Origin of the sequence: Streptomyces natalensis ATCC 27448, from assembly GCF_000935125.1 — a bacterium.
In the GTDB taxonomy this organism is placed as follows: domain Bacteria; phylum Actinomycetota; class Actinomycetes; order Streptomycetales; family Streptomycetaceae; genus Streptomyces; species Streptomyces natalensis.
This window is the reverse complement of record NZ_JRKI01000034.1, coordinates 690,184-717,168: the sequence shown is the minus strand read 5'-3', so window position 1 is coordinate 717,168 and position 26,985 is coordinate 690,184. Positions and strand designations below refer to the sequence as shown.

Here is a 26,985-nt window from a genome sequence, read left to right as displayed (position 1 = left end):
CCCGGAACCGGCCCCGGAACCGGCCCCGGAAAATGGGGATGCGACCCCGGTAGGCCCGCGTTAGCGTCCCCCGGTGATTACGACGACCGCCATCCGGGACATCCCCGAGGACCATCTCGACCAGGCCCTCGACCTGATCCACCTCGTCCACCACCTCGCCCCCGCGGCCCCGACCCGCTACTACCACCGCGAGCTGCTCGCGAGCTGCATCCGCGTCGGCGCGTACGAGGACGGCAGACTGGTCGGCCTGGCCGCCGCGCACCACCACGAGCTGTCCGTCCCCGGCGGCGAACTCCCCTGCGCCGCACTGGACTTCGTCTCGGTCGCCCCCACCCACCGGCGCCGCGGCCTGCTGACCGCGATGCTGGACGCCCTGTGGCCCCGCTGCGCCGCCGCCGGAATGCCACTGGCCGCCCTCTGGGCGTCGCAGAGCGCGATCTACGGCCGCTACGGCTTCGCGCCCGCCACCGAGACCGACCGCATCGAGATCGACGCCACCCGGCCGCTGGACCTGCGCATCGCCCCCGACCCCCGCCCCCTGCGGCTGATCGACCCGGCCGCGGCGCCCGCCCTGCTCACCCCGCTCTACGAGGAGAGCCGCACGCGCCGCGCCGGACGCTTCCGCCGCACCGAACGCCGATGGCGCTTCGAGACGCTGCGGCTGGAGACCGCCGACGCCGGCGCCGACGAGTTCGGCCCCACCCGGGTCGTGGTGCTCGGCGCCCCCGGCGAGACCCCCGGCGGCTACGCCGTCTACCGCACCCGCGGCGGCGAGGAAGGCGGCGGCGCGCCCGGTGCGGTCCAGGTCCGCGAACTGGAGGCGGACGGCGCACCGGCCGCCGCCGCGCTGTGGTCCTACCTCGCCTCCATCGACCTGACGGGCACCGTACGGGCCGGCGCCCGCCCGGCCGACGACCCGCTCCTCCAACTGGCCGCCGACCGCGACCAGGTACGCGTCACCGGCACCGTTCCCAGCCTCTGGCTGCGGCTGACCGACCTCCCCGCCGCTCTCACCGCCCGCTCCTGGGCGGCCCCCGTCGACCTCGTCCTCGATGTCCGCGACGACCGGCTCCCCACCCACGCACGGCGGTTCCGCCTGACCGCCGGCCCCGACGGCGCTGCCTGCACCCCCACCACCGCCGCCCCCGACCTCACCCTGGACGCCCGCGACCTGGCCGCCTGCTACCTGGGCGGCGCCCGCCTGAGCCCCCTCGTACGCGACGGCCTGGCCACCGCGCACACCCCGGGCGCCGCCCGCCGCCTGGACGCGGCGCTGGAGACGGAGTGGCTGCCGTTCACGGGGGAGGACTACTGAGGTTGGTGGGGTGGATGATGTTGACGCGGCAGAGGCCGCGGGAACGGGGGAGCGCATGGAGCTCCGGCAGGTGCGGTATTTCGTCATGGTCGCGCAGGAGCTGCACTTCGGGCGGGCGGCGGAGCGGCTGCACATCGTGCAGTCCGCGGTGAGTCAGCAAGTGCGGCGACTGGAACGGGAGTTGAAGGCCGAACTGTTCGACCGGTCCGCGCGCCAGGTGCGGCTGACGCCGCTGGGCGAGCGGTTCCTGCCCGAGGCACAAGCGCTGCTCGCCGCCGAGGAACGCGCCCGTGCGGTCGTCGCCGACCTGGCCGCCACCCGCGCGGGCGTGCTGCGGGTCGGGACCAGCACCGGCATGGGCGCCCACCTGGACCGGATGCTGGAAGCCCTGGCCCAGCTCGCGCCCGGGACCGGCGTGGAACTGGTCGCCGCCCCGGCCCCCGAACGCCTGGAGCAGGTCGCGGCCGGCGAGCTGGACGCGGCGTTCGTCCGGGGCGACGCGGACGACGGCGGCCCCGCCCACGCCCGTACGACGCGCGGGGACGGACGCGAGGCCCTCAGCTTCGTCCCGCTGTGGCAGGACCCCCTGGTGGCCGCCGTCCCGGCCCGCCACGCCCTCGCCGCCTCGCCCGGCACCATCGCGCTGGCCGACCTGGCCGAGGTCCCCCTGATCCTGACCGAACGCCGTACCAACCGCCCCCTGGTCGACCTGGTCCTGGCCGCCTGCCACGACGCCGGTTTCACCCCCGTACCCGGCCCCCGCCCCGGCACCCTGGACAACACCCTGGCCGCCATCGGCGCCTGCGGCCCGGCCGACGCCCTGTGGACCGTCGTCTACGCCGCCCACGCCGAACGGCTGAGCACCCCCAGGGTCGCCTATCTCCCCTTCCGCAACCCGGGCATGGAACTGACCACCTACCTCGCCGTCCACCGCACCGACCCTTCCCCAGCTTCCGGCCGGGGGTACCCCCGGCCCGGCGTCGAGCTGCTGCTGCGCGCCTGCGCGGCGGCCACCGATCTCGATCGGTGATCGCTGCGTGCACGGATCGCTTCTTGGTCCCGCGCCCCGTACGCGATGGACTGATCCCACGCCGGTGAGCCGCCCGGAACACGCCCGGACGGCCGCCGCAGACAGAGGAGTTCAGTCATGCCCGTCGTCACCGTCCAGCAGGGCCCGCGCAGCGTCGAGCTCAAGCGGGAGCTGGTCAAGCAGATCACCGACGCGTTCGTGGACGCGTACCGGATTCCCGCCGAGAGCGTGCAGGTGTGGATCCACGAGGTGCCAACCGACAGCTGGGGCGCGGCGGGCACGCTGACCGCCGACAAGTAGCGCGGGGCGCGCGCGATCCGGGCGCGCAATCCGGCGCTTCGCGCCCCGACCAGTCACCGCAACCGCCAAACTCCCCTGAAGACGAGTTGTTCCGGATCAAGGAGAGCGCAGCATGCGGACACCGATGACCATCGCGGATTTCCTCGACCGGGCCGAGCTGGGGTTCGGCGACGGCCCGGCCGTGGTCGACGAGCCGCACCAGCCCGCCCCGCCGGTGCCCGAGTCGACCTACGGGCGGTTCGCCGAACGCGTCCGGGCCTGGCAGGCGGGGCTTGATGCCCTCGGCGTCGGTGAGGGCGAGCGGGTGGCGGTCGCCTCGCACAACTCCGCACGGCTGCTGGAGCTGCTGTTCGCGGTGCCGATGAGCGGCCGCATCTGCGTCCCGGTGAACTTCCGCCTCAAGCCCGACGAAGTCGACTACGTGGTCCGGCAGAGCGGATCCTCGGTCCTCCTCGTCGACCCGGAGCTGGACGACGCACTGTCCGGCGTCACCGTGCGCCACCGCTTCGTCCTCGGCGAGCAGACCGACACCGAGCTGATGCGCTTCGGCACCGCGCCCCGCCCGTGGTCGCACCCGGACGAGGACGCCACCGCGACGATCAACTACACGTCGGGCACCACCGCCCGCCCCAAGGGCGTGCAGCTGACCCACCGCAACATCTGGGTCAACGGCCTGACCTTCGGCCTGCACACCCGCGTCTGGGAGCGCGACGTCTATCTGCACACCCTGCCGATGTTCCACTGCAACGGCTGGGGAATGCCGTATGTGATGGCCGGTCTGGGCGTCAAGCAGGTGGTGCTGCGCAAGGTCGACGGCGCGGAGATCCTGCGACGGGTCGAGGAGCACGGCGTCACCCTCATGTGCGGCGCCCCGGCCGTGTGGAACATGGTGCTCGATGCGGCGGCGACCTGGGAGGGCGAGATCCCCGGCCGCGACCGGGTGCGGATCGTCTGCGCGGGCGCCCCGCCGCCGACCAAGACGATCCAGCGCGTGGAGGAGGAGCTGGGCTGGGAGTTCACCCAGCTCTACGGTCTGACGGAGACCTCGCCGATGCTCACCTTCAACCGCACCCGGCCCGCCGACCTGCACCTCCCCGCCGAGGAGCGGGCCCGCAAGCTCTCCCGTGCGGGCCTGCCCGCGCTCGGCGTCCAGCTGAGGGTGTCCGACTCCGGCGAGGTCCTGGCCCGCTCCAACACCGTGCTGGGCGGGTACTGGGACAAGCCCGAGGAGACCGCGGACGTCCTGGAGGACGGCTGGTTCCACACCGGCGACGGCGGCACCCTCGACCCCGCCGACGGCCATCTGACCATCTCCGACCGGAAGAAGGACGTCATCATCACCGGCGGCGAGAACGTCTCGTCCATCGAGGTGGAGGACACCATCTTCAGCCACCCCGCGGTCGCCGAGGTCGCCGTCATCGGCGTACCGCACGAGAAGTGGGGCGAGACGATCAAGGCCCTGGTCGTCCTCGCCGAGGGAGCGACCGCCGACGAGTCCGGCATCATCGCGCACTGCAAGCAGCGCATGGCCGGCTACAAGGCCCCCACCTCGGTGGAGTTCCGCGACGCCATCCCCCGCACGGCCACCGGCAAGATCCAGAAGTTCAAGCTCCGCCGGCCGTACTGGTCCGGCCGCGACCGCGGCGTCAACTGAGGGCTGCGGCGCCGACCAGGTGCACGGCGCGGGCCGGTCGTCCGTGGAAGGATCGGCCCCCTGGTTCGCCGAACCGCCCAGGCCGACTACCGCGAGGAGAGCCACCGATGAGCGGTGAGCAGGAGCTGTCGTACACCAGCGGAGCGGCCGGGCGGCCGCTGCTGGGGCACACCATCGGATCCGATCTGGCCCGCAGCATCGACCGCTTCGGCGCCCGCGAGGCGCTGGTCGAGGCGGCGACGGGCCGCCGCTGGACGTACCGGGAGCTGGGCCGCGCGGTCGACGAGGTGGCGCTCGGGCTGCTCGCCAAGGGGGTCGGCAAGGGCGACCGGGTCGGTATCTGGTCGCCCAACTGCGCCGAGTGGGTGCTCGTCCAGTACGCGACGGCCCGGATCGGCGCCATCCTCGTCAACGTCAACCCGGCATACCGGGTACACGAGTTGGCGTATGTGCTGCGCCAGGCCGGGATCGGCGTGCTGGTCTCCGCCGTGCAGCACAAGACCAGCGACTACCGCCGGATGGTCGAACAGGTGCGGGGCGAGAGCCCGGCGCTGCGCGAGGTGGTCTACATCGGCGATGCGGCCTCCTGGGGCGGGCTGCTGGCCGCCGGCGCCACCGTCCCGGCCGCCCGGCTCGCCGCCTGCGAGAAGGCGCTGACCGCGGACGACCCCGTCAACATCCAGTACACCTCCGGCACCACCGGCTTCCCCAAGGGCGCCACCCTCTCCCACCACAACATCCTCAACAACGGCTACTGGGTGGGCGAGACGATCGGCTACACCGAACACGACCGGGTCTGTCTTCCGGTGCCCTTCTACCACTGCTTCGGCATGGTGATGGGCAACCTGGGCGCCACCTCGCACGGCGCCTGCATCGTCATCCCCGGCCCGTCCTTCGACGCCGCCGCCACCCTGCGGGCGGTGCAGGACGAGCGCTGCACCTCCCTCTACGGCGTGCCGACCATGTTCATCGCCGAGCTGAACCACCCCGACTTCGCCGCCTACGACCTCTCCTCGCTCCGTACGGGCATCATGGCCGGCTCGCCGTGCCCCGAGGAGGTGATGAAGCGGGTGGTCGCCGAGATGCACATGGCCGAGGTGTCCATCTGTTACGGCATGACCGAGACCTCGCCGGTCTCCACCCAGACCCGCCGGGACGACGACCTGGAACACCGCACCGCGACGGTCGGCCGGGTGCTGCCGCACATCGAGGTCAAGGTCGTCGACCCGGCGAACGGGGTGACCGTGCCGCGCGGCACGCCCGGCGAACTGTGCACCCGCGGCTACAGCGTGATGCTCGGCTACTGGGAGGAGCCCGAGCGCACCGCCGAGGTCATCGACGCCGCCCGCTGGATGCACACGGGCGACCTCGCGGTGATGAACGACGACGGGTACGTACGGATCGTCGGCCGCATCAAGGACATGATCATCCGCGGTGGGGAGAACGTGTACCCGCGGGAGATCGAGGAGTTCCTCTACTCCCACCCCAAGATCGCCGACGTCCAGGTCGTCGGCGTACCCGACGAGAAGTACGGCGAGGAGATCGCCGCCTGCGTCATCCTGCGCGACCCCGAAAACCCCCTCACCCGCGACGAGTTGGCCCGCTACTGCCGCTCCCGCCTCGCGCACTACAAGGTGCCGCGCTATCTGGAGATCGTCGAGGAGTTCCCGATGACGGTCAGCGGCAAGGTCCGCAAGGTGGAGCTGCGCGAACGGCTGGCGAAGGGGCCGGGGGCGGTGCGCTAGGGCGCTTCTGACGGATCTCCGCGGCGTCGCGGCGCCTGGCACGCACGCTCGCGGCGTTGCCGAAATGTCCCCATAGCTCCGCTATGAAGACATCCCGGCGCCTTGCGATCGCACGCACCAGGCGCCGCTCCTTCCTCCACGGAGATCCGTCAGAAGCGCCCTAGACGGCCCGACCGGCTTGTTTCGTCGGACGACTCACTGGCTTGTTTCGTTCGTACAGGGCACGGGTGCGGCGCGTACCCCCATAGGGTGCGGACGGCGCGATCATGACAGGATTCAGGCCAAGGGCCAGGCCGTATCGCGCCATCGCTGCCCCCTTTCCCCGCCCCCACGAAGAGAACGGAACTCCATGACGCGTATTGCTCGTTGGGCGACCGCAGCGGCTGCCGTGGTTGCTTCCCTGGGAGCCTTCGCGGCCCCCGCCTCCGCCGTCGGTCCCGATCAGTACGGCGGTTACAACACCGAGGTCTACACCGCGGGCTGCCCGAGCGGTCCCGGCCACCAGGCCGACCCCCACCGGCCCGGCGACCGGCTGGCGATCGACGCCGACGACGCCGCTGCCTTCTACCGCTGCCACCCGTCCACCAGCGGCCGGGCGGTCTCGCGGGAGCATGTGAACTGCGCCCCGGGTGCCTACTTCGACTGGACACGCGGTCTGTGCGGCCCGGCCCGTAAGGTGCCCGAAATGGGCACCAAGCTGACCGCGGGCCGCGCGGGACTCACCCACCTCTCGCCGCTCAAGGCCCGGCTCGGCCATCTGAACGCCACCCTGGTCCGGGACCGTGACAACGGCCCCCAGGACGCCATCTGGAACGCCACCATCACGTTCAAGGACGGCGCCGGCAACGTGCTGTGCGTGGCCAGAACGAACACCGCCGGCCGGGCCGCGTGTGACGCGGAGCATTCGGTGAACCCCGCCACGACGCTGCTGGGCGGCTACACCGCCGAGTACGCCGGCAACGGCAGCGTGGACGGCACGCTCAACACCCTCGCCCCCGCCACCGCGCGGGGCGGCGTGCTGTAAGGCGGTTACCGCCCGGCACCGTGGGCCCCTCGGCGCACCGCGCGGTGCGCCGAGGGGCCCTCACTGCTCGCGTACCCCCGGCCAGTCCAGAAGCAGCTGCTGGGCGCGCGGCAGGGAGGCCACGATCAGGTCGTAGGAGTCCTCGATCATGTCGCGGACCAGCCGGTCGGGGAGGCCGCCGACCAGCGAAACGGTGTTCCAGTGCCGCTTGTTGAGGTGGTAGCCCGGCACCACCTCGGGATGCTCCGCACGCAGCCGCTCGGCCAGCTCCGGGTCGCACTTGAGGCTCACCGTGAGCGGGCTGGCCGCCAGCGTCGTCAGCGCGAAGATCTTGCCGCCGACCTTGAACGTCGACACGTCCGGGTGCCGGGGGAACGGGAATTCCTCGGTGGCGCCGTTGAAGCCCAGACAGAGGGTCCGCAGCGTCCTCGCGTCGATCATCTCCGCATTATCGCCCGTCCGCCCCGGCGGTGCGCGGCCGCCGCATCCCCACCCGCGGCCAGCGGTCCAGCCCCCGTCGCGCCTCCTCGGCGCGGATCTCCCGGAGCCCTGGGGTGAGTTCGCCGTCGGCGAGCACCCGGAACCCGAGCCGCATGTAGTAGGGGGCGTTCCACGGCACCTCGGCGAACGTCGTCAGGGTCAGCGCCGCCGCACCCCGCCCCTCGCCCTCGGCCCGGTCGATCAGGGCCCGCCCGATACCCCGCCGGGCATGGTCCGGATGGACGGACACCTGCTCGATGTGGACACAGCCGTCGACCGGCTCCCAGAACAGATAGCCGACCGGCGGCCCGCCCGGCCCGGATTCCCCGTACGCGGCCAGCAGCCGCCCCGCCGCCCGGTAGCGGAGCAGTTCGCCGACGCCCGGCGGATCGTCGTCGGCGACCGGCGCCATGCCGAGCGCGCGGAAGGCTTCGCCCGCGGCCCGTTCGATCTCTTGCAGCGCGGCCAGTTCGGACGCGGCCGGGATGCGGATCCTCACCGCGCCGCTCACCGTCCCGTCGCCCCGTACTTGATCAACTCGTCGGCGGGGTCGTTGACGGGCTGCGGGGTGCCGGTGAGGTCCATCACGAACAGCGGCAGGTGGAGATCATCGGCGCGGGCACGGGCGTCGCGGGCGTAGCCGGCCAGCGAGAAGAACACCGGGAGGGCCGCATCGGTCAGGCCGTTGAGCCACAGGCATTCGATATCGCGCAGCCGGGTGGACCGGGTCGTCGGATCGATCTGGGCCACCACCCCGCCGCCCCGCAGATCCACGCCCGAGGCGGTGCGCTCCTGCGTGCGGATGACATCCGTGAAACCCAGCCACTTCAGATACTGCGCGGCGGCGGTCACACAGTCCCGGGCCGTACGGATGGTGACGGGGCGGAAGACGGGCCGCTGCACGGCGGGGCGCGGGCCGGGGCCGGCCGGAGGGCGGGCGGCGGGCGCGCCGGGCTGGGGGTACCCCGAGCCGGAGGCTGGGGGAGGATCGGCCGGCGAGGGGGCGGGCGCGGGCACCACCGGGATCCGCACCACCGTGCCGCAGGAGCAGCCGGTCTCCGGCGCCGGCCACTGGTCCTGCCGTCCGCACACCTCGCAGCGCACCTCCACCCACGAGGCCTGCCAGGTGCGGTGGAGTATCTCGACGGGGACCCCGCCGCGCAGCACGGGCAGGGTCAGCGGCGCGCCGCAGGCGCAGGGGAAGGTGGGCGGGGTGAAGGCGTTCTCGCGGCGGCACGTAGGGCACCGCACCGGCACGCTGTCGGCCATATGTGCTCCTGGCAGGTCGGTCGGCAGCGGGACGGTGCTGCCACTGGCAACCATCGTCCCCCCAAACCGGCGGCCGGGGGCCCGAATAAGCCGAGAGCCCCGCGCGGCCCGCAGGATCATCGCTTGGGGAGGGCGGGCGGGGCGCTGACGAAGGGGACGGGCGGGGCGCTGACGAAGGGGGCGGGCGGGGCGCACATGATGAGGGCCGGCGGGGCGCGCACGAAGGGCCCGGAACCGTGACCGTACGGCTTCCGGGCCCCTCGTGGGTGGTTCCCGCCCGGTGATACGAGAGATGGGCGCGACGGGACATCGCACCACCGGACGGAGCCGGGGGCCCACAGGACGAGCTGTGGGCCCGAGGCAGGAGGCGGCTCCGCGGCGGGGGAGCGGCTCGCCCATCCCTATCGGGCGAGCACTTCCACCGCACTGGTTGTCCCCCCGGCGCCGCGGAGCGCCGTACTGCCTCCCCGTACCGGCCGACCACCCCTCAACGGGCCGGCCGGTACGGTTGCGCAAGGAACTGACCTCCCGTCAGTCCTCGCGCAGCTCGCGGACGCGCGCCTCGACGCGCTTGCCGTAGTCCTGGTCGGCGGCGTGGAAGTGGGCGAGGTTCTTCTCGATCACATCGTCGCGGCCGACCTGGGACAGACCGCCGGCGATGTTCTCCACCAGACGCTTCTTCTCGTCGTCGGACATCAGGCGGTAGAGCTCACCGGCCTGGAAGAAGTCGTCGTCCTTGGTGTGCGCCGGGGCCTCGTGGGTGCCGGTGTAGCCGGAGATCGCCAGCGGGGCGGAGAGCGCCTCGTTGGTCTGCGCCGGGCCGTCGTAGGAGTTCGGCTCGTAGTTCTTGGCGTGCCGGTCGTAGCCGTTGGTGGCCATGAGGCCGTCCCGGCCGTAGTTGTTGGCCTTGGTCGCCTTGGGGGCGTTCACCGGCAGCTGGGTGTGGTTGACGCCCAGGCGGTAGCGGTGCGCGTCGGCGTAGGCGAACAGCCGGCCCTGGAGCATCTTGTCCGGGGACGGGCCGATGCCGGGCACGAAGTTGTTCGGCGAGAAGGCGGACTGCTCGACCTCGGCGAAGACGTTGTCGGGGTTGCGGTCCAGGACGAGGCGGCCGACCCGCTGGAGCGGGTAGTCGGCGTGCGGCCACACCTTGGTCAGGTCGAACGGGTTGAAGCGGTAGTTCGCCGCCTCGGCCGCCGGCATGATCTGCACATACAGCGTCCAGGAGGGGTACACGCCCCGCTCGATGGACTGGAGCAGGTCGGTCTGGTGCGAGTTGGGGTCCTTGCCCGCCAGCTCGGCGCCCTGCTCGCTGCTCAGGCAGCGGATGCCCTGGTTCGTCTTGAAGTGGTACTTGACGAAGAAGGACTCGCCCTCGGCGTTCGTCCACTGGTAGGTGTGCGAGCCGTAGCCGTTCATGTGGCGGTAGGAGGCCGGGATGCCGCGGTCGCCCATCAGCCAGGTGATCTGGTGGGTGGCCTCGGGGGCGTGTGCCCAGAAGTCCCAGACGTTGTCCGCCTCCTGCTTGCCCGTGAAGGGGTCGCGCTTCTGCGAGTGGATGAAGTCGGGGAACTTGATCGGGTCCTTGATGAAGAACACCGGGGTGTTGTTGCCGACGAGGTCGTAGTTGCCCTCTTCGGTGTAGAACTTCAGGGCGAAGCCGCGCGGGTCGCGGGCCGCGTCCGGGCCGCCCAGGTTGTCGGCGACGGTCGAGAAGCGCAGGAACGTCTCGGTGCGCTTGCCGACGGTGTTCAGGAAGTCGGCGCGGGTGTAGGCCGTGACGTCGTCGGTCACCTCGAAGTAGCCGTACGCGCCGGAGCCCCGGGCGTGCACGACGCGCTCCGGGATGCGCTCGCGGTTGAACCGCGCGAGCTTCTCCAGCAGGTGCTGGTCCTGGAGGATGATCGGGCCGCCGACGCCGGCGGTGGCGGAGTTCTGGTTGTCGGCGACCGGGGCGCCGGACTCGGTCGTCAGCGTGGGCTTCGACATGGTGACCTTCCGTACGAGAGCGCGGAATTGGCTTCCGCATGTCGGAGCGTAAGAACTGCTCCGACCAAACGTCAACAGTTTGTTGAAATGCTGTGCCAATGGAAACGCGGTGCGGGGAGCCGGGGGAGGCTCGGGGTGGGTGTTCCGGGCGACGGCCGCGCCTGGGCGCGACAGGACAGGTGTCGGCGCGGCCGCCGCCCGGAAACTTGGGGTCGGGGCCTGAGAAAGTAAGGCCCCGGGCCGGTATCAGCCTTCGATGTTGTGGCCGGAGAGGCGTTCGACGCCGCGGAGGAGGGCGGAGTGGTCGAGGCCGCCGTCGCCCTGGGCGCGCAGGGAGGCGACCAGGTTGGCGACGACCGCGCCGACGGGCAGGGCGGCGCCGACGGTGCGGGCGGCGTCGGTGACGATGCCCATGTCCTTGTGGTGCAGGTCGATGCGGAAGCCGGGCTTGAAGTCGCGGGTGAGGAAGTTGTCCTTCTTGCGGGTCAGGACGGTGGAGCCGGCCAGGCCGCCATTGAGGACGTCGAGGGCGGCGGCGAGGTCGACGCCGGACTTCTCCAGGAAGACGACGGCTTCGGCACACGCCTGGATGTTGACGGCGACGATGAGCTGGTTGGCGGCCTTGACGGTCTGGCCGGAGCCGTGCGGGCCGCACAGCACGATGGTCTTGCCCAGGGCCTCCAGGATGGGGCGGGCGGCGTCGAAGTCGGCCTGTTCGCCGCCGGCCATGATCGACAGGACGGCTTCGACGGCGCCGGCCTCGCCGCCGGAGACGGGGGCGTCCAGGACGCGGATGCCCTTGTCGCCCGCGGCCTTGGCCAGGTCGATGGAGGTCTGCGGGGTGATCGAGGACATGTCGATCAGCAGCGCGCCGGCCTTGGCGTTGTCCAGGATGCCGTCGGGGCCGTAGGCGATGGCCTCGACGTGCGGGGAGGCGGGGACCATGGTGATGACGACGTCGGCGTCGGCGACGGCCTCGGCGATCGAACCGGCCGCCGTGCCGCCGTTCTTGGCCAGGCGCTCCAGTTTGTCGGCCTCGAGGGTGTAGCCGGTGACCGCGTAACCGGCCTTGATCAGGTTCTCGGCCATGGGGGAGCCCATGATGCCCAGGCCGATCCACGCGATCTTGGGCAGATTGCTCATCGAAATAACCTCTTTCACACTCAAAAACAGGGGACAGCGAGCGGCGGACCCGGTTACTGGGCTGCGCGCAGCGGGGCCGGCAGCCAGGCGAACGACGAAGCACTCGGGGTGTCGCCCGGCTTGTACTCCAGGCCGATCCAGCCGTCGTAGCCGGCCTTCTTCAGGCGGTCGAGCAGGGCGTCGAAGTCCAGCTCGCCGGTGCCGGGGGCGCCGCGGCCGGGGTTGTCCGCGATCTGGACGTGCGCCGTCTTGGCCGTGTAGCGGTCGATGACCTCGTCCAGGTCCTCGCCGTTCATCGACAGGTGGTACAGGTCCATCAGGAAGCGGGCGTTGTCCAGGCCGGTGGCCGCGTTCACCGCGTCGACGACCTCGATCGCCTTCGGGGCCGAGACGATCGGGCACTTCGGTGACTCGGGGGCGTTGAGCGCCTCGATGATCAGCGTGCCGTCGATCTCGGCCACCGCACGGGCCGCGAAGGCCAGGTTCTCCAGCGCGAGCCGGTCCTGCTCCTTTGGCAAGACGCCCTCGACGCGGTTGCCGTACAGGGCGTTGAACGTGGTGCAGCCCAGCGACCTGGCGAACTCGATCGCGACGGGGACGTTCGCCCGGAACTTGTCCGACTCCTCGCCCGGGACCGACAGGGCACCGCGGTCCGGGCCGGGCAGCTGTCCGGCGTAGAAGTTCAGGCCCACCAGGCGGGTGCCGGCGTCGGTCAGGGCGTCGCGCAGCGCGTCCAGCTCCGCCTGCTCGGGGACCGGGGCGTCCACCCACGGCCACCACAGCTCCACCGCCGTGAACCCCGCAGCCCGCGCGGCCGCCGGCCGCTCCAGCAACGGAAGCTCGGTGAACAGGATCGACAGATTGACGTTGAAGCGCGTGTCCGGGAAACCCATGAGGGTCGGCATCCCTTCCGAATGATGGAATTTTTTTTCTGCGTGATGGAACCCTGCCTGTCCGGCTCGGATGCTGTCAAGGGGGGTCCGGGGCAATTTCTGGTGGGCGGAGCGCTGCGCGCGTAGGTTGAGCGGCGTGCGATTGAGAGTGGAGTTCACGACGGAGCCGTTCGACCTGGACGAGGCGCCGCCCCATGCGGTGGTGGCGCGCGAGATCGTCACCGACGCCGCGCTGGACGCGGTGGACGTCGGTCCGTTCGGCAATACGGCCGAGGGTGACGCCGACCGGGTGCTGGGTGCGGTCAATGCGCTGCTGCGCGAATCCCTGGAGGCGGGCGCGACCCGGGTCTCCGTCCAGGTCAATGTGATCGCGGACGCCGGGCCGGACGCGAAGGACGCCGAGCCGGACAAGGGGGATGCGACGTGACCGAACCCGCCGACCACCCGTTCGTCCAGGCGGTCAAGCCGCTGGTGGACGCGATGGGCGGAGAGATGATCGCGCCGGATCTGGCGCAGGGCGACGATGTCGTCCTGGCCTGGGAGGGGCAGGACCGGGTGGCCGTACGCCTGCCGCATCTGTCCGATTCGCTCGACCACATCCTCGCCGAGCTCCAGCGCCGCCACGGCATGCCGCTGGCCGAGCTGGACCGCAAGACCAAACAGTCGGTGGTACGGATCCTGGAGGCGCGTGGCGCCTTCTCCGTACGGCACGGGGTGGAGACGGTCGCGGGCGCGCTCGGCGTCAGCCGTTTCACCGTGTACAACTACCTGAACCGGGACAACGCGTCCAAGACCGCGAACTCGCAGGCAGAAGGCGCGTAGCCGGACGGTCGGTCCTGTGTGGGGGCCGGCCGTCCCGCATTTCCCGCGGGTCGGCGCCACGCGAGATGAGGCTCCGTGCGGATTGAGTACGACCTGTCCGAAACGTGAGAATGTCACTGAGGACACCAAAGTGAGGTGAACCGGGCGCAGGCCCCTCCCGGGCCCCGTTTCAGGCCCCCGAGCCGCCGTCCGGGCTACCCGGTCGGCGGCTTTTGTGTCGCCGAGTTTTCAACAAAGTGTTGACGAGATGTTGCTGGAGGTCTTAGCTGTTTCCAGCCAAGCAGAGCTGTCCAGCACCAGGCCACGGAGGCTTCCCGTGTCTTCGAGTTCGACCCCAGGTCTTTCCCGGCTCAATGACGCCGACGACGATGCGGCCTCGTCCGCACTGCACGAGGTGTGTGCCAGCCGGGCATGGGGGAGCAAGATCCTCACCCAGCGTCCCTTCGCCACCACCGACGCCCTCCTCGACGCCAGCGACGCCGCCATGGCCGAGCTGACCGCCGGGGATCTGGCCGAGGCGATGGCCGGGCACGCGCCCATCGGCCGGCCCAAGCCGGGCGATCCGACCTCCTCCCGTGAGCAGAGCGGAATGGCGGGTGCCTCCGACGACCTCAAGGCGGAGATGCTTGAGCTCAACCTGGCCTACCAGGAGAAGTTCGGGCATGTCTTCCTGATCTGCGCCACCGGCCGCACCGGTGAGCAGATGCGTGATGCGGTCCGTAACCGGATCGACAACTCGCCGGAACAGGAACGGGAGATCGTGCGGGGGGAACTCGGCAAGATCAACCGGATCCGCCTGACCCGTCTGACCGAACGCGCAGAAGGAGACGCAGCATGAGCAGCGAGACGGCTGCACCGACGTCGGTGTCCACGCACATCCTGGACACCAGCGTGGGCCGGCCCGCCGAGGGCGTCGCTCTCACGCTCTCGGTGCGCGCCGGACGCGAGGGTGCCTGGACCGCCCATGGAGCCGGCAAGACCGACGCCGACGGGCGCTGCAAGGACCTGCCGCCCCTGCCGGACGGCACCACCCATGTACGCCTCGACTTCGAGGTCGAGGACTACTTCGCCACAGAGCACGGCCAACCACAGCAAGCCGAGGAACAGCAGGACGCCCCCCGCGTAAGGGACAGCGGAGCCTTCTTCCCGGAGGTGGCAATCACCTTTGCCGTCAAGCCGGGCGAGCACTACCACGTACCGCTGCTGCTCAACCCGTTCGGCTACTCCGTATACCGAGGGAGCTAGCACCGACATGCCCACGATTCTCGGCCAGAACCAGTACGGCAAAGCGGAAAACCGCGTCGTCAAGATCACCCGCGACGGGGACACGCACCACATCAAGGACCTGAACGTCTCGGTCGCGCTCTCCGGCGACCTGGAGGAGGTCCACCTCTCCGGCTCCAACGCCCACTGCCTGCCCACCGACACGACCAAGAACACCGTGTTCGCCTTTGCGAAGGAATACGGGATCGAGTCGGCCGAGCAGTTCGGCATCCACCTGGCCCGGCACTTCGTCACCAGCCAGGAGCCGATCAAGCGGGCCCGTATCCGCATCGAGGAATACGCCTGGGAGCGGATCGAGACCTCCGACGCCAACTCCCGCTTCATCGGGTCGGACGACGTCAAGCACTCCTTCGTCCGCAAGGGCCAGGAGACCCGCCTGACCGAGATCACCTACGACGGTGAGGCGTGGCAGGTCATCTCCGGTCTCAAGGACCTGGTGGTGATGAACTCCACCAACTCGGAGTTCTGGGGCTACATCAAGGACAAGTACACGACGCTGAAGGAGGCGTACGACCGCATCCTCGCCACCGAGGTATCCGGCCGCTGGCGGTTCAACTGGACCGACGACGAGCAGCGGATGCCCAACTGGGAGCGTTCGTACGAGCAGGTCAAGAAGCACATGCTGCATGCCTTCGCCGAGACCTACAGCCTTTCGCTCCAGCAGACCCTGTACCAAATGGGGTCGCGCATCATCAACAACCGCTCCGAGATCGACGAGGTGCGGTTCTCCCTCCCGAACAAGCACCACTTCCTGGTGGACCTGGAGCCGTTCGGGCTCAAGAACGACAACGAGGTCTACTACGCGGCGGACCGCCCGTACGGCCTGATCGAAGCAACCGTTCTGCGCGACGGTGTCGAAGCCCTGATCCCGGTGGATCTGACGAACCTCTGAGGGCATCGACGCAACGCCGTGTCTCGCGGCCCCTCCCCACCCCGCAGCGGGGAGGGGCCCGCGAAACCCGAGGGGAACGACCCATGACACAGCAAGAGCAAGCCCCGCACCACCCCCGTCCACCGGTGCACCCGGTGGACGAAAAGCCGGCGGCCAAGCGGCTCGTCCCTGCCGCACTCCAGCACATCGCTGCCATGTACGCCGGTGTCGTCACCCCTCCGCTCATCATCGGCCAGGCCGTCGGCCTGGACACCGCAGGCCGCACCCGGCTGATCGCCGCGAGCCTCCTGATCGCCGGGCTCGCCACGCTCCTCCAGACACTCGGCATCCGCCGGTTCGCCGGAAACCGCCTGCCCTTCGTCAACGCGGCCAGCTCCGCCGGCATCACCCCGATGCTGGCCATCGCGGAGACCACCGCCAAAGGCCACCAACTCCCCGCGATCTACGGGGCGGTGATGGTCGCCGGGGTCGTCTGCCTCGCGGTCGGCCCGTTCTTCGGGAAACTGCTGCGCTTCTTCCCGCCGCTGGTCACCGGCGTGGTGATCACCCTCATCGGGGTCACCCTGATGCCCGTACCGGTCGGCTGGGCCCAGGGCGGCGACCTGGTGGCGGTGTCGCTCGGCGCAGGCATCATCCCGCTCGCCGCGCCGACCTTCTACGCCGACTTCCCCGCCTGGGCGCAGACCGTGCTCGGTTCCGGCATCAGCGCCGGAGCACTGGTCGCGGTCGCGCTCAACCTGTTCTTCCACCATCTCGGCACCCGGAGCACCCCACGGGCAGCGGTACTGTCAGCCGCCTCGTCCGGCTCCGGCACTCAAATCCCCTAGGGCCATGCCGTGCCCAACCGCCAGTCACCGAAAGAAGGAAGCAAAATGGCTGCATCGGCATCCCCTGACAGCGCGGTGAAGCAGCGCATCGTCATCGAGAACTGCGCCATCGCCACCGTCGACGCCAACGACACCGAGTACGCCACCGGGTACCTCGTCGTCGCCGACAACGTCATCGAGTCGCTCGGCGCGGGCAAGGCCCCCGAGAGTCTGGAGAACGTCGTCCGCCGTGTCGATGCCACCGGACATCTGGTCACCCCCGGCCTGATCAACACCCATCACCACTTCTACCAGTGGATCACCCGGGGCCTGGCGACCGACCACAACCTGTTCAACTGGCTGGTCGCGCTCTACCCGACCTGGGCCCGGATCGACGCCGAGATGCTCGCCGCCGCCACCCAGGGCTCGCTCGGCATGATGGTCAAGGGCGGCGTCACCACCGCCTCCGACCACCACTACGTCTTCCCGCGGGGCTCCGGCGACCTCGTCGGCGCCGAGCTGGCCGCGGCCGCCGAGATCGGCGCCCGGATCACCCTGGCCCGCGGCTCCATGGACCGCAGCGAGAAGGACGGCGGCCTGCCCCCGGACTTCGCCGTCGAGACCACCGAGGGCGCCCTGCTGGGCACCGAGGAGGCCATCGACACCTACCACGACGCCTCCTTCGGCTCGATGGTGCACATCGCCGCCGCGCCCTGTTCGCCCTTCTCCATCTCCACCGAACTCCTCAAGGAGGGCGCCGTGCTCGCCCGCCGTAAGGGTGTACGGATGCACACCCACGGCTCGGAGACCGTGGAGGAGGAGAAGTTCTGCCACGAGCTGTTCGGCATGGGACCGACCGACTACTTCGAGTCGACCGGCTGGCTCGGTGAGGACGTGTGGATGGCGCACTGCGTCCACATGAACGACTCCGACATCGCCGCCTTCGCCCGTACCCGGACCGGTGTGGCGCACTGCCCCTCCTCCAACGCCCGCCTGGCGGCCGGTATCGCCCGCGTCCCCGACATGCTCGCCGCCGGCGTCCCGGTCGGTCTCGGCGTCGACGGCACCGCCTCCAACGAGTCCGGCGAACTCCACACCGAGCTGCGCAACGCGCTCCTGATCAACCGCCTCGGTGCCCACCGGGAGGCCGCGCTCAACGCCCGCAAGGCGCTGCGGCTGGGCACCTACGGCGGCGCCCAGGTCCTGGGCCGTACGGCCGAGATCGGCTCCCTGGAGGCCGGTAAGCTCGCCGACCTGGTCCTGTGGAAGCTCGACGGCCTGGGCCACTCCTCCATCGCCGACCCGGTCACCGCGCTCGTCTTCGGCGCGGCGGCTCCCGTGACCCTCTCCCTGGTCAACGGCAAGCCGGTCGTCGAGGACAACCACCTGACCAACGTCGACGAGGACGCCATCGCGCGCACCGCCCGCGCCGAGGCCCAGCGTCTGGCCCGTATCGCCGCCGAGGGCTGATCCCCTCGGGGCACCACCCCAGACTCGGCCGGGAGGGACGGCTCCCGGCTGAGCTTGTGGATCCGAGCGGGATCCACAAGCGCCCGACCCCGGGGGTACGGGGATCGCCACCATGGCGATCCTTCGTACCCCTGGGTCCGGGTACCCACCCGGGCGGTTGACCGTCCGTCACCGCCCTGCGCCACAAGCGCCGCACCGACACCACGCTCACCAGCGCGACTTCTCGCACCACCGCACCACATGGCAAGACCTCCGTGACAGCCTCGCCTCGCCGGACGCCGGCGACGCAGAAAATCGAAGGAGGCCCGCAGTGGCCGCAATCACCGGGCAGAAGTCGGAGGAGGACCGGAAGCATCCGGTCGATCAGACCCTCCCGCCCTTCAAGATGTTCACCAGCGGCCTACAGCATGTGGCCGCGATGTATGCGGGTGTGGTGGCCCCGCCGATGATCGTGGGACCGGCCTGCGGGCTGAGTCCCACCGAGACCGCGTTCCTGATGGGCGCCAGCCTCTTCACCGCCGGGATAGCCACCCTGCTCCAGACCCTCGGGTTCTGGAAGGTCGGCGCCAAACTCCCCTTCGTCAACGGCGTTTCCTTCGCCGGTGTGACCCCGATGGTCGCCATCGGCAAGGCCCAGAGCCCGCACGATGCGCTGCCGATCATCTTCGGTGCGGTGATGGTCGCCGGTGTGCTCGGCTTCGCCCTCGCCCCCTACTTCTCCAAGCTCGTCCGCTTCTTCCCCCCGGTCGTCACCGGCACCGTCATCACCCTGATCGGTGTCTCCCTCCTGCCCGTGGCCTTCAACTGGTCCCAGGGAGGCAACGACCGGGCCCCCGACTACGGTTCCCTGACCAACATCGGCATGGCCGCGCTGACGTTCGTGATCGTGCTGGTGCTGCGCAAGGTGCTGCGCGGATTCCTCCAGCAGATCGCGATTCTGCTCGGCCTGATCGCCGGCACCCTGATCGCGGTCCCCGTGGGCATCACCGACTTCGGCGCCCTGGCCAAGGCGGACTTCATCGGCTTCCCGACGCCTTTCCACTTCGGCGCCCCGCAGTTCGACCTCGCGGCGATCGTCTCGATGTGCATCGTGATGCTGGTGTGTATGACCGAGTCGACGGCGGACATGCTCGCCCTCGGCAAGATCGTCGGCCGCCTGGCGGACGAGCGCACCATCGAGGGCGGCCTGCGCGCCGACACCCTCGGCAGCGCCCTCAGCCCGCTCTTCAACGGCTTCGCCAACAGCGCCTTCGCCCAGAACATCGGCCTGGTGGCGATGACCAAGGTCCGCAGCCGCTTCGTCGTCGCCACCGGCGGCGTCATCCTGATCGTGCTCGGCCTGTCCCCGGTCGCCGCCTCGGCCATCTCCCTCGTCCCGCTGCCCGTCCTGGGCGGCGCCGGCATCGTCCTGTTCGGATCGGTGGCCGCCAGCGGCATCCAGACGCTGGCCGGTGCCGCCATGGAGAAGGGCGAGAACTCCCTGATCGTCGCGGCCTCCGTCGGCATCGGCCTGATCCCGATCGCGGCACCGGACTTCTACCACAACCTGCCCAAGGACATGCTGGTCATCCTGGACTCCGGCATCAGCACCGGCTGCCTGGTGGCGATCGTCCTCAACCTCGCGTTCAACCACTTCGGGAAGGGCGGGGACGGGGCGGAGGAGGCCGATACGGGCGCGGTCACGGCGGAGACACAGGCCGAGGCCGGTGCCGACGCGGCCGACGGGCCTGACGTCGTCGACGGACCCGACGCCGCCACACCCACCGAGGTGGCCATCCCCCAACAGGCCGACCGCCGCGCCAAGGACCCCGGTTCCGGCGAACCGGCCTCGGCGCCCACGCCCTGACCCATGGACAGCCGATTACCCCGGCCACCCGACCGCCGCCCCCGACACACCCGTGACGCCGACAACGGCCCGTAGCGGACCGGCAACTGCCGTTCTCCTACGGGCCGTTGGTGCATGGAGCGCCGCGTCGGGTCGAATCACCCTATGTGGTAGCTGTCCCCGTACACCTTCCAGTCCAACGGCGTGTGCAGATCCAGATTGCCCCGCCGGAGGAACGCCCGCTGCTCGGTGTCCACCCGGCTGGTGTCGCTGTGCGCCTCCTCCTGCTTCATCGCCCACACCCGTGCGTCGAGGAAGGCGTTCAGATACGTCTTCTCGTCGCCGCCCTGGGCCGGCGGCTTCGCCTGGGCCAGCGCGCGCTTGCGGATGCTGGGGAAGCTGGTCCTGTCGTCGCCGTCGCCGTGCATCACGATCGCGTCGTAGTACGCGAACTGCCCCAGCACGCCGATCCCGTCGGCCTTGCCCTGCTTGACGGCGGGGTTGAAGTAGACCCGGTCGCGCTCATCGTTCTGCGCCTTCTGGAACTCGCGGTCCTGGGCCGCCTTCTTCCAGTCCTTGGGGTAGTTGGGGTCAAGCCCCTCGTGCGAATCGCTGCCGTCCACCTTGCGCAGCGCGGGCAGATACTTCGCCAGGACGTTGTCCGGCCTCTTCTTCGTATAGAGCTCGACGACTTCGAGCATGTCGTGCGTACCGGAGCAGAAACCGATGATCCCGCCGGTGTAGCCCCGCCCGTCGCCGATGTCCTCGATGTACTGGTACTGGGCCTTCCAGTCCAGCGAGGAGTTCTCGGCGCTGGAGACCAGCTGCATGGCGATCTCCTTCTTCGCCGGGTCGTCGAGGCCGGTCGCGGCCCGTACGGCGGGGGCCGCCCGGTGGGCCGCGGCGGGGGCGTGGTGCGCGGCGGTGGCGACGGCGGTGGCCGGGACGGCGAGCAGGGCGAGGCCGAGGGCGGTACGGACGGCAGTCTTGGGCAGTCCGCTGCCGCGGGAGCGGCCGCCTGTCGATCGGGTGCGCATGGAGTCCTCCAGTCCGGAGCGAGGCATGGGGGTCCGTGGGGGTCCCCAATCGTTAGGAAGCTTTCCTACCAGACTCGGCGCATGACGTGAACCCGTCACACGCGCCCGTCGTGGTCACTCGTCCTGCGCTCAACGGCCGGGCGGCGACAGCCCGTCCAGTCCCGCTGCTCGATCCCGTCCGCCCAACAGCCCCTCCAGCAAATCCCGGAGATCCGACGCCGCATCGAACTCCTCATCAGGAAAGACGAGTTGATGCAGCACCACCCCATCGAGGTGATCGAGCAGCATCCGCCCGTGCCGCTTTGGAGCCTCGGAGCCGAAGCGGCCCACCCGTTCCGCACTCCAGGCGAGCACCGCCTGCCGCCCCCGCGCCAGGGGCCCGCGCAGCTCGGGCCGGGCCGTGGACTCCAGGAACAGCGCATACCGGGCGGCCGTCAGCGACCGGCCGGGCCCCGTGGCATACCGGACGAACGCGGCCATCGCCTCGGCCAGTTCACCGGGATCGGCCGGATCGATACCGGCCGCGAAGGACTCCCACTCCCGCCGCTCCAGCGCCTGGAGGTGATCGACGATGCCGTCGATGAGTGCCGCGCGATTGCGGAAGTAGTTGGACGTGGTACCGGTGGGAACCCCCGCAGCACTGTCCACGGCCTGATACGTCAGCCGCCGCAGCCCCTCGGCCCCCAGCACCTCGACCGCCGCCCCCAGCACCTGCTCCCGCCGTCGCGCCACGCCATCCGCTCCTTTTACTACGCCCATAGTGCCCGGCAACGGCACACAGTACCGCGCTGCCGGGGGCTCCCCTCCAGATCCCGTCCCTGCCCCGGCAGGCCGAAGGGCCCCCGCCCGCCGCATCATCGCGGCCGGTGGGGGCCCTTCGGGTGTGGTCGGGGTCAGCCCAGGAGGTCGTAGGCCGGCAGGGTGAGGAAGTCGGCGAAGTCGGCGTCCAGGGAGACCCTCAGGAGCAGGTCGTGGGCCTGCTGCCACTTGCCGGTGGTGAAGGCTTCCTCGCCGATTTCGGTGCGGATGGCGGCCAGCTGTTCGGTGGCGACCGTGCGGACCAGGTCGGCCGTCGCCGTCTCGCCGTTCTCGAAGACGACCCCGGCGTCGACCCACTGCCAGATCTGCGAGCGGGAGATCTCGGCGGTGGCGGCGTCCTCCATCAGACCGAAGATGGCGACGGCGCCGAGGCCGCGCAGCCATGCCTCGATGTAACGGGTGCCGACCTGGACGGCGTCGACCAGGCCCTGGTAGGTGGGCCGGGCGTCGAGGGAGTCGATGGCGATCAGGTCGGCGGGCGCGACGGAGACGTCCTCGCGCAGGCGGTCCTTCTGGTGGGGCTTGTCGCCGAGGACGGCGTCGAAGGAGGCGCGGGCGACCGGGACCAGGTCGGGGTGGGCGACCCAGGAGCCGTCGAAGCCGTCGCCGGCCTCGCGGTCCTTGTCGTTCTTGACCTTGGCCAGCGCCTTCTCGTTGGCCTCGAGGTCGCGCCGGTTGGGGATGAAGGCCGCCATGCCGCCGATGGCGTGCGCGCCGCGCTTGTGGCACGTACGGACCAGGAGTTCGGTGTAGGCGCGCATGAAGGGGGCCGTCATCGTGACCGCGTTGCGGTCGGGGAGGACGAACTTGGCGCCGCCGTCACGGAAGTTCTTGACGATGGAGAAGAGGTAGTCCCAGCGGCCGGCGTTCAGGCCCGAGGCGTGCTCGCGCAGCTCGTAGAGGATCTCCTCCATCTCGTACGCCGCGGTGATCGTCTCGATCAGGACGGTGGCGCGGACGGTGCCCTGGGGGATGCCGACGTAGTCCTGGGCGAAGACGAAGATGTCGTTCCAGAGGCGGGCCTCCAGGTGCGACTCGGTCTTCGGGAGGTAGAAGTACGGGCCCTTGCCGAGGGAGAGCAGCCGCTTGGCGTTGTGGAAGAAGTACAGGCCGAAGTCCACCAGGGCGCCCGGGACCGCCCGGCCCTCGAACTGGAGGTGGCGCTCCTCCAGATGCCAGCCGCGCGGGCGCATCACGACGGTCGCCAGCTCATCGGCCGGCTTGAGGGCGTAGGACTTGCCGGAGCCCGGGTCCGTGAAGTCGATGCGGCGCTCGTAGGCGTCGATCAGGTTGATCTGGCCGCCGATGACGTTCTCCCAGGTGGGAGCGGAGGCGTCCTCGAAGTCGGCGAGCCAGACCTTGGCGCCGGAGTTGAGGGCGTTGATGGTCATCTTGCGGTCGGTGGGACCGGTGATCTCCACCCGGCGGTCGTTGAGCGCGGCGGGCGCCCCGGCCACCTTCCAGCTGTCGTCGGCCCGGATGTGCGCGGTCTCCGGGAGGAAGTCCAGGCTGCTGGTACGGGCGATCTCGGCGCGGCGTTCGGCGCGGCGGGCGAGGAGTTCGTCGCGGCGCGGGGTGAACCGCCGGTGGAGTTCGGCGACGAAGGCGAGTGCGGCGTCGGTGAGGACCTCGCCCTGCCGTGCAGGGGTGTGCTCGGGGTCGACTTCGACGATGGCCAGCGGGGACGGCGCTGGTGCGGACATGAGCTGTCACTCCAATTCAGCGGCGGTGCCTGGCGGCCGCCGGGGGCGCCCGTGCGGCACGGGGTGCCGCGGGCTCCGGGGTACGGTCGCGGGCGCCGTCTGGATTCAGGGCGCTTCTGACCAGTGGAGAGTAGTTTTCTTATCGCGGAACTTCAATGGTTTGTTGATATCGAGATTCTCCGGGTCGACAGAACTGGAGATCAAATGGCTCTCAGTGCCATCGCCATCACGCTCCATGACTCCGGCGGGTGCCCGCTCCGGCCCGCCGCGCGCCCCGCTGCACCCGGCTGCGTCGCAGGTCGCGCCCCTGTCCGGTCATTCGAGCCGCCGCAGGTCCTCCGGTGTGTCGATGTCGTACGGCTCGGCCACATCGGAGCATTCGATGAGCTTGATCACACCGGCGTGCCGCCGGAGATAGGCGCGCGCCCCCTGGTCGCCCTCCGCACTCGCCGCGATGTCCGCCCAGCGGTCGGCGCCGAACAGCGAGGGATGGCCGCGCCGCCCCTCGTACGCGGCGGAGACGAGCGAGGCGCGGCCCTGGTATGCGGCCACCACCCGCGCCACCGCCGCGGCGCCGATGCCCGGCTGGTCCACCAGGGACACCAGCACCGCATCGGCCCCCGAACCGGCCAGCGCCGCCAGGCCCACGCGGAGCGAAGTGCCCATGCCCTGGGCCCAGTCGGGGTTGACCGAGGTGGTGTACGCGGTGAGGTCGGCGCGCTCGCGTACGGCGTCGGCGGCCGCGCCCAGCACGATGTGCACCGGGTCGCAGCCGCCGTCCCGCAGCACCCGCGCCGCATGCTCGACCAGCGGTCGCCCCCGGTGTGCGAGCAGCGCCTTGGGGTGTCCGCCCAGTCGCCGCCCGCCGCCCGCGGCGAGCAGCAGCCCGGCCACCCGGGGAGGGCGGGGGGCCGGCGGGGGCGAGGCGGCCGGTGAGGTGGGTGAGGTCGATGCCATGGGGAGTGCTTATCGCATGGCGGCCTCGCACGGCGGCCTCACGCCGCATCGCCGGACGCCCGCTGGCGAGGGATCTTGGGCCGCAGCCGGTCCCGGAGCTGCTGCGTCCGGTGGTCCGAGAGGCGGTGCTCGGTGACGTAGCGGTGTATGTGCTCCACGGTGATTTCGGACGCGTCGGTGAGCCCGTATGCCCGGCAGATCAGCTGCACGACGCTGTCGGGGCGCGGGTTCGGGCCGGATGCGGGGCCGGTGTTGGACTCCAAGACAGTCTCCGATCCAGTGATATGCCGGAAATTTCCCTGAACGTGAGAGTGCTCCATGGTGCCGCGCCATACGCATCGCTTTCCCTACGCCCATGCCAACGGGTGGCGGAGCGAACGCATGTCCGATGTGTGAGGGGGGTGGATCTGGGCAGAGCGCGGCCGTGCGGACGGTGGGCGGGTCCTGGACGGCCCTGGAGGGGCGCCGGGCGGCCCCGGATCCGGGTGCGAATACGGCGCTTCGGACATGGCGTCGGCCGGGACCGCGCAGATGTCACGGCAGGGGGGAAGGCCGGATAAGGTTCTGCCCCGTTGCGGACATCGTGGCGCCGAACTGAAGCGGCACGCCCAGTTTTTGTGAGTCGGGGGACCAAGTGGTGAACAGTGTGGGCTCGTCCGGGATCTTCCAGCCGCTGGAGGGGGATGACCCGCGGTCCATCGCGGGCTACCGCCTGACGGCACGGCTCGGTTCCGGCGGTATGGGCAAGGTCTACCTCTCCTACACGCCCGGCGGGCGCCCCGTCGCCATCAAGGTGATCCGCCCCGAGTTCAGCGAGGACGCCGAATTCCGCCGCCGCTTCAAGCAGGAGGTGCAGTCGGCGCAGCGCGTCCAGGGGCTGTTCACCGCCCCGGTCATCGACAGTGACGCCGACGGCGCCAGCCCCTGGCTCGCGACCGCCTACGTGCCCGGCCCCTCGCTCTCCGCGGCCGTCGCCGAGCACGGCAAACTGCCCGTGTCCACCGTGCTGTTGCTGGTCGCCGGGATAGCCGAGGCCCTCCAGGTCATCCATGGCGCGGGCATCGTCCACCGGGATCTGAAGCCGTCCAACGTCCTGCTCGCCGCCGACGGCCCCCGCGTCATCGACTTCGGTATCGCCCGCGCCGCCGACGCCACGTCCCTGACCAGCAGCGGTGTCACCATCGGCACCCCCACGTTCATGGCGCCCGAACAGGCCGCCGGCAGCACCGTCACCCCCGCCACCGACATCTTCGCGCTCGGCCAGGTGGCGGCGTACGCGGCCATCGGGTCACCGGCGTTCGGCGAGGGCACCTCCCACGGGGTGCTCTACCGCATCGTCCACGAGCAGCCGGACCTGACCGGACTCCCCGAGGAACTGGGCGAGTTGGTCACCCGCTGCCTGGCCAAGGAGGCCGCGGAGCGCCCGTCCGTCGCCGAGGTGATCGCCCTGTGCGGCGCGGCCTCCGGGCAGACGCAGCTGCGCCGCCCCGAGGACTGGCTGCCCACCGCGGTGGCTGCCGACATCACCACCCGTACCGCGGCCCCCGCGCCCGCGCAGGCCCCGCCGCCCCCGGTGGAGCCGCCGGCCACGCAGCCCGCCACGGCCCCGCTGACCACCCCGCGGCCTCCGGCGCACCCGCCCGCCCCCTCGGCGGCGCCCGTTCCGCAGCAGCCGCAGACCCCGCCGCCCGGTTACGGGCCCGCGGCCCAGGCGCCGACCGCCAACGTCACCGCGCCCCTCACCCAGGTGCCCGCCGGTCCGAACGGCACCGGCCCGGCCGCCACCGCACCCACCGCCCCCGGGCCGGCCGCGCAGCCTCCGCAGTCCTCGCCCTCCCCGCAGGCCGCACAGCCCCCGCAGGCCCCGAAGAAGAAGCGCAAGGGCCTGGTCACCGCCCTGGTGCTGGTGTGCATGCTGGTCTTCGCGGGTGCGGGCGGCGCCGCCGTCTACTACGTCATGAAGGGCCGCGGGAAAGCGTCGCACCAGCAGGCCGAGAGCAAGGGCGGCAAGAAGAAGCAGGTCGGCAGCGGCGGCGGCGCGACGGCGACCCCGTCGGACGGTACGTCGCCGAGCCCCAGCGCCACGGGCGGCGCTTCCGGTTCCGTGGTGAAGGACCCGAAGCCCACCGACTACGCGAAGATCGATCTGCCCGACACCTACCACCTGTCCATGGCCGACAATCCGGTCGCGCCCAAGAGCGAGGACAGCGATACGGGCAACGACTTCTCCTTCACACACAACGAGTACTCGGACAGCACGGTCGACACCCAGAGCGGCAAGCTGGTGCTGCTCAACCCCGGCGAGAAGGGCACGCTCGACACCTGCCGTACGGAGACCCGCTTCACCAAGAGCATCAGCGTGAAGAAGCTGACCAAGGACGCGCAGATGTGCCTGACCACCAACTACGGCACGGTCGCGCTGATCACCTTCAAGAGCATGGCGCCCGAGTCGGACGTGAGCAGCTACATGACGGTCGCGGTGCGGGTGTGGCGCAATGCGGTGGAGCCCGAGGACGGGCAGTAGGCCG

25 protein-coding genes and 1 pseudogene are annotated in these 26,985 nt (G+C 70.7%); 15 read left to right on the top strand and 11 right to left on the bottom strand.

Features of this window, described 5'->3' with window-relative positions; all coding sequences use genetic code 11:
* Window positions 1-76: 76 nt before the first annotated feature.
* The 6 genes and pseudogenes from SNA_RS27865 (at window position 77) to SNA_RS27840 (ending at window position 7,068) form a co-directional block, all read left to right on the top strand.
* Window positions 77-1,315 carry a GNAT family N-acetyltransferase gene (locus SNA_RS27865; protein WP_044367326.1) on the top strand — a complete coding sequence of 413 codons (1,239 nt, stop codon included), beginning with the start codon at window positions 77-79 and terminating at the stop codon, window positions 1,313-1,315.
* 55 nt (window positions 1,316-1,370) lie between these two features.
* Window positions 1,371-2,345 (top strand): LysR family transcriptional regulator, encoded by a 975-nt coding sequence (locus SNA_RS27860; protein WP_030064600.1) that lies wholly within the window; start codon window positions 1,371-1,373, stop codon window positions 2,343-2,345.
* Between the two features lie 102 nt (window positions 2,346-2,447).
* Window positions 2,448-2,645: pseudogene (dmpI, locus tag SNA_RS27855) on the top strand (4-oxalocrotonate tautomerase DmpI); the annotation flags it as partial.
* A gap of 112 nt (window positions 2,646-2,757) precedes the next feature.
* On the top strand, window positions 2,758-4,299 hold the full coding sequence (locus tag SNA_RS27850; protein WP_030064602.1) for an AMP-binding protein: 1,542 nt from the start codon (window positions 2,758-2,760) through the stop codon (window positions 4,297-4,299).
* A 107-nt stretch (window positions 4,300-4,406) separates the two neighbouring features.
* Window positions 4,407-6,044 carry an AMP-binding protein gene (locus SNA_RS27845; protein WP_044367167.1) on the top strand — a complete coding sequence of 546 codons (1,638 nt, stop codon included), beginning with the start codon at window positions 4,407-4,409 and terminating at the stop codon, window positions 6,042-6,044.
* Between the two features lie 349 nt (window positions 6,045-6,393).
* Window positions 6,394-7,068, top strand: coding sequence for a hypothetical protein (locus SNA_RS27840; protein WP_030064604.1), 675 nt, complete (start codon window positions 6,394-6,396; stop codon window positions 7,066-7,068).
* 60 nt (window positions 7,069-7,128) lie between these two features.
* On the opposite strand, the gene SNA_RS27835 is transcribed toward SNA_RS27840, so the two are convergent.
* The 6 genes from SNA_RS27835 to SNA_RS27810 form a co-directional block, all read right to left on the bottom strand.
* Window positions 7,129-7,509: an MmcQ/YjbR family DNA-binding protein gene (locus SNA_RS27835; RefSeq protein WP_030064605.1), complete on the bottom strand. Its 381-nt coding sequence runs from the start codon at window positions 7,507-7,509 to the stop codon at window positions 7,129-7,131.
* A gap of 7 nt (window positions 7,510-7,516) precedes the next feature.
* Window positions 7,517-8,047: a GNAT family N-acetyltransferase gene (locus SNA_RS27830; protein ID WP_030064606.1), complete on the bottom strand. Its 531-nt coding sequence runs from the start codon at window positions 8,045-8,047 to the stop codon at window positions 7,517-7,519.
* Between the two features lie 8 nt (window positions 8,048-8,055).
* Window positions 8,056-8,817, bottom strand: a complete 762-nt coding sequence (locus SNA_RS27825) for a hypothetical protein (protein ID WP_030064607.1) — start codon at window positions 8,815-8,817, stop codon at window positions 8,056-8,058.
* 531 nt (window positions 8,818-9,348) lie between these two features.
* The gene (locus tag SNA_RS27820) at window positions 9,349-10,806 is read right to left on the bottom strand and encodes a catalase (RefSeq protein WP_044367165.1); all 1,458 of its coding nucleotides are present in this window, start codon (window positions 10,804-10,806) and stop codon (window positions 9,349-9,351) included.
* A gap of 246 nt (window positions 10,807-11,052) precedes the next feature.
* Window positions 11,053-11,949, bottom strand: coding sequence for a 2-hydroxy-3-oxopropionate reductase (locus tag SNA_RS27815; RefSeq protein ID WP_044367163.1), 897 nt, complete (start codon window positions 11,947-11,949; stop codon window positions 11,053-11,055).
* A 53-nt stretch (window positions 11,950-12,002) separates the two neighbouring features.
* Window positions 12,003-12,842, bottom strand: coding sequence for a TIM barrel protein (locus tag SNA_RS27810; protein WP_044367324.1), 840 nt, complete (start codon window positions 12,840-12,842; stop codon window positions 12,003-12,005).
* A gap of 136 nt (window positions 12,843-12,978) precedes the next feature.
* Here SNA_RS27810 and SNA_RS27805 point away from each other — a divergent pair, with 136 nt between their 5' ends.
* From SNA_RS27805 to SNA_RS27770, 8 genes are all read left to right on the top strand, one after another.
* A complete protein-coding gene (locus tag SNA_RS27805; RefSeq protein WP_078970233.1) occupies window positions 12,979-13,269 on the top strand; it encodes a TroA family protein in 291 nt (96 codons plus the stop codon).
* Window positions 13,266-13,664 carry a helix-turn-helix domain-containing protein gene (locus SNA_RS27800; RefSeq protein WP_030073339.1) on the top strand — a complete coding sequence of 133 codons (399 nt, stop codon included), beginning with the start codon at window positions 13,266-13,268 and terminating at the stop codon, window positions 13,662-13,664. The genes SNA_RS27805 and SNA_RS27800 overlap by 4 nt, the downstream gene beginning before the upstream one ends.
* Window positions 13,665-13,980: 316 nt before the next feature.
* Window positions 13,981-14,502: a 2-oxo-4-hydroxy-4-carboxy-5-ureidoimidazoline decarboxylase gene (gene uraD / locus SNA_RS27795; RefSeq protein WP_030073341.1), complete on the top strand. Its 522-nt coding sequence runs from the start codon at window positions 13,981-13,983 to the stop codon at window positions 14,500-14,502.
* The gene (gene uraH, locus SNA_RS27790; protein WP_030073343.1) at window positions 14,499-14,909 is read left to right on the top strand and encodes a hydroxyisourate hydrolase; all 411 of its coding nucleotides are present in this window, start codon (window positions 14,499-14,501) and stop codon (window positions 14,907-14,909) included. Before uraD ends, uraH begins: the two co-directional genes overlap by 4 nt.
* Before the next feature lie 7 nt (window positions 14,910-14,916).
* Window positions 14,917-15,840: a factor-independent urate hydroxylase gene (pucL, locus tag SNA_RS27785; protein ID WP_030073345.1), complete on the top strand. Its 924-nt coding sequence runs from the start codon at window positions 14,917-14,919 to the stop codon at window positions 15,838-15,840.
* Between the two features lie 83 nt (window positions 15,841-15,923).
* The gene (locus SNA_RS27780; RefSeq protein WP_030073347.1) at window positions 15,924-16,667 is read left to right on the top strand and encodes a solute carrier family 23 protein; all 744 of its coding nucleotides are present in this window, start codon (window positions 15,924-15,926) and stop codon (window positions 16,665-16,667) included.
* A 45-nt stretch (window positions 16,668-16,712) separates the two neighbouring features.
* Window positions 16,713-18,116 carry an 8-oxoguanine deaminase gene (locus SNA_RS27775; protein WP_044367158.1) on the top strand — a complete coding sequence of 468 codons (1,404 nt, stop codon included), beginning with the start codon at window positions 16,713-16,715 and terminating at the stop codon, window positions 18,114-18,116.
* A 310-nt stretch (window positions 18,117-18,426) separates the two neighbouring features.
* Window positions 18,427-19,962 carry a nucleobase:cation symporter-2 family protein gene (locus tag SNA_RS27770; protein WP_044367156.1) on the top strand — a complete coding sequence of 512 codons (1,536 nt, stop codon included), beginning with the start codon at window positions 18,427-18,429 and terminating at the stop codon, window positions 19,960-19,962.
* Between the two features lie 137 nt (window positions 19,963-20,099).
* Here SNA_RS27770 and SNA_RS27765 read toward each other — a convergent pair whose 3' ends face one another.
* From SNA_RS27765 to SNA_RS27745, 5 genes are all read right to left on the bottom strand, one after another.
* Window positions 20,100-20,978 carry a chitosanase gene (locus SNA_RS27765; RefSeq protein ID WP_044367154.1) on the bottom strand — a complete coding sequence of 293 codons (879 nt, stop codon included), beginning with the start codon at window positions 20,976-20,978 and terminating at the stop codon, window positions 20,100-20,102.
* 129 nt (window positions 20,979-21,107) lie between these two features.
* Window positions 21,108-21,710: a TetR/AcrR family transcriptional regulator gene (locus SNA_RS27760; RefSeq protein WP_051877559.1), complete on the bottom strand. Its 603-nt coding sequence runs from the start codon at window positions 21,708-21,710 to the stop codon at window positions 21,108-21,110.
* A gap of 161 nt (window positions 21,711-21,871) precedes the next feature.
* Entirely contained in the window at window positions 21,872-23,500 is a 1,629-nt protein-coding gene (aceB, locus tag SNA_RS27755) for a malate synthase A (protein ID WP_030073362.1), read from the bottom strand.
* Between the two features lie 315 nt (window positions 23,501-23,815).
* A complete protein-coding gene (locus SNA_RS27750) occupies window positions 23,816-24,394 on the bottom strand; it encodes a nucleotidyltransferase family protein (protein ID WP_030073364.1) in 579 nt (192 codons plus the stop codon).
* A 101-nt stretch (window positions 24,395-24,495) separates the two neighbouring features.
* Window positions 24,496-24,720 carry a hypothetical protein gene (locus SNA_RS27745; protein WP_030073366.1) on the bottom strand — a complete coding sequence of 75 codons (225 nt, stop codon included), beginning with the start codon at window positions 24,718-24,720 and terminating at the stop codon, window positions 24,496-24,498.
* 371 nt (window positions 24,721-25,091) lie between these two features.
* On the opposite strand from SNA_RS27745, the gene SNA_RS27740 reads away from it, so the two are divergent.
* Window positions 25,092-26,981 (top strand): serine/threonine-protein kinase, encoded by a 1,890-nt coding sequence (locus SNA_RS27740; RefSeq protein ID WP_044367151.1) that lies wholly within the window; start codon window positions 25,092-25,094, stop codon window positions 26,979-26,981.
* Window positions 26,982-26,985 lie beyond the last annotated feature (4 nt).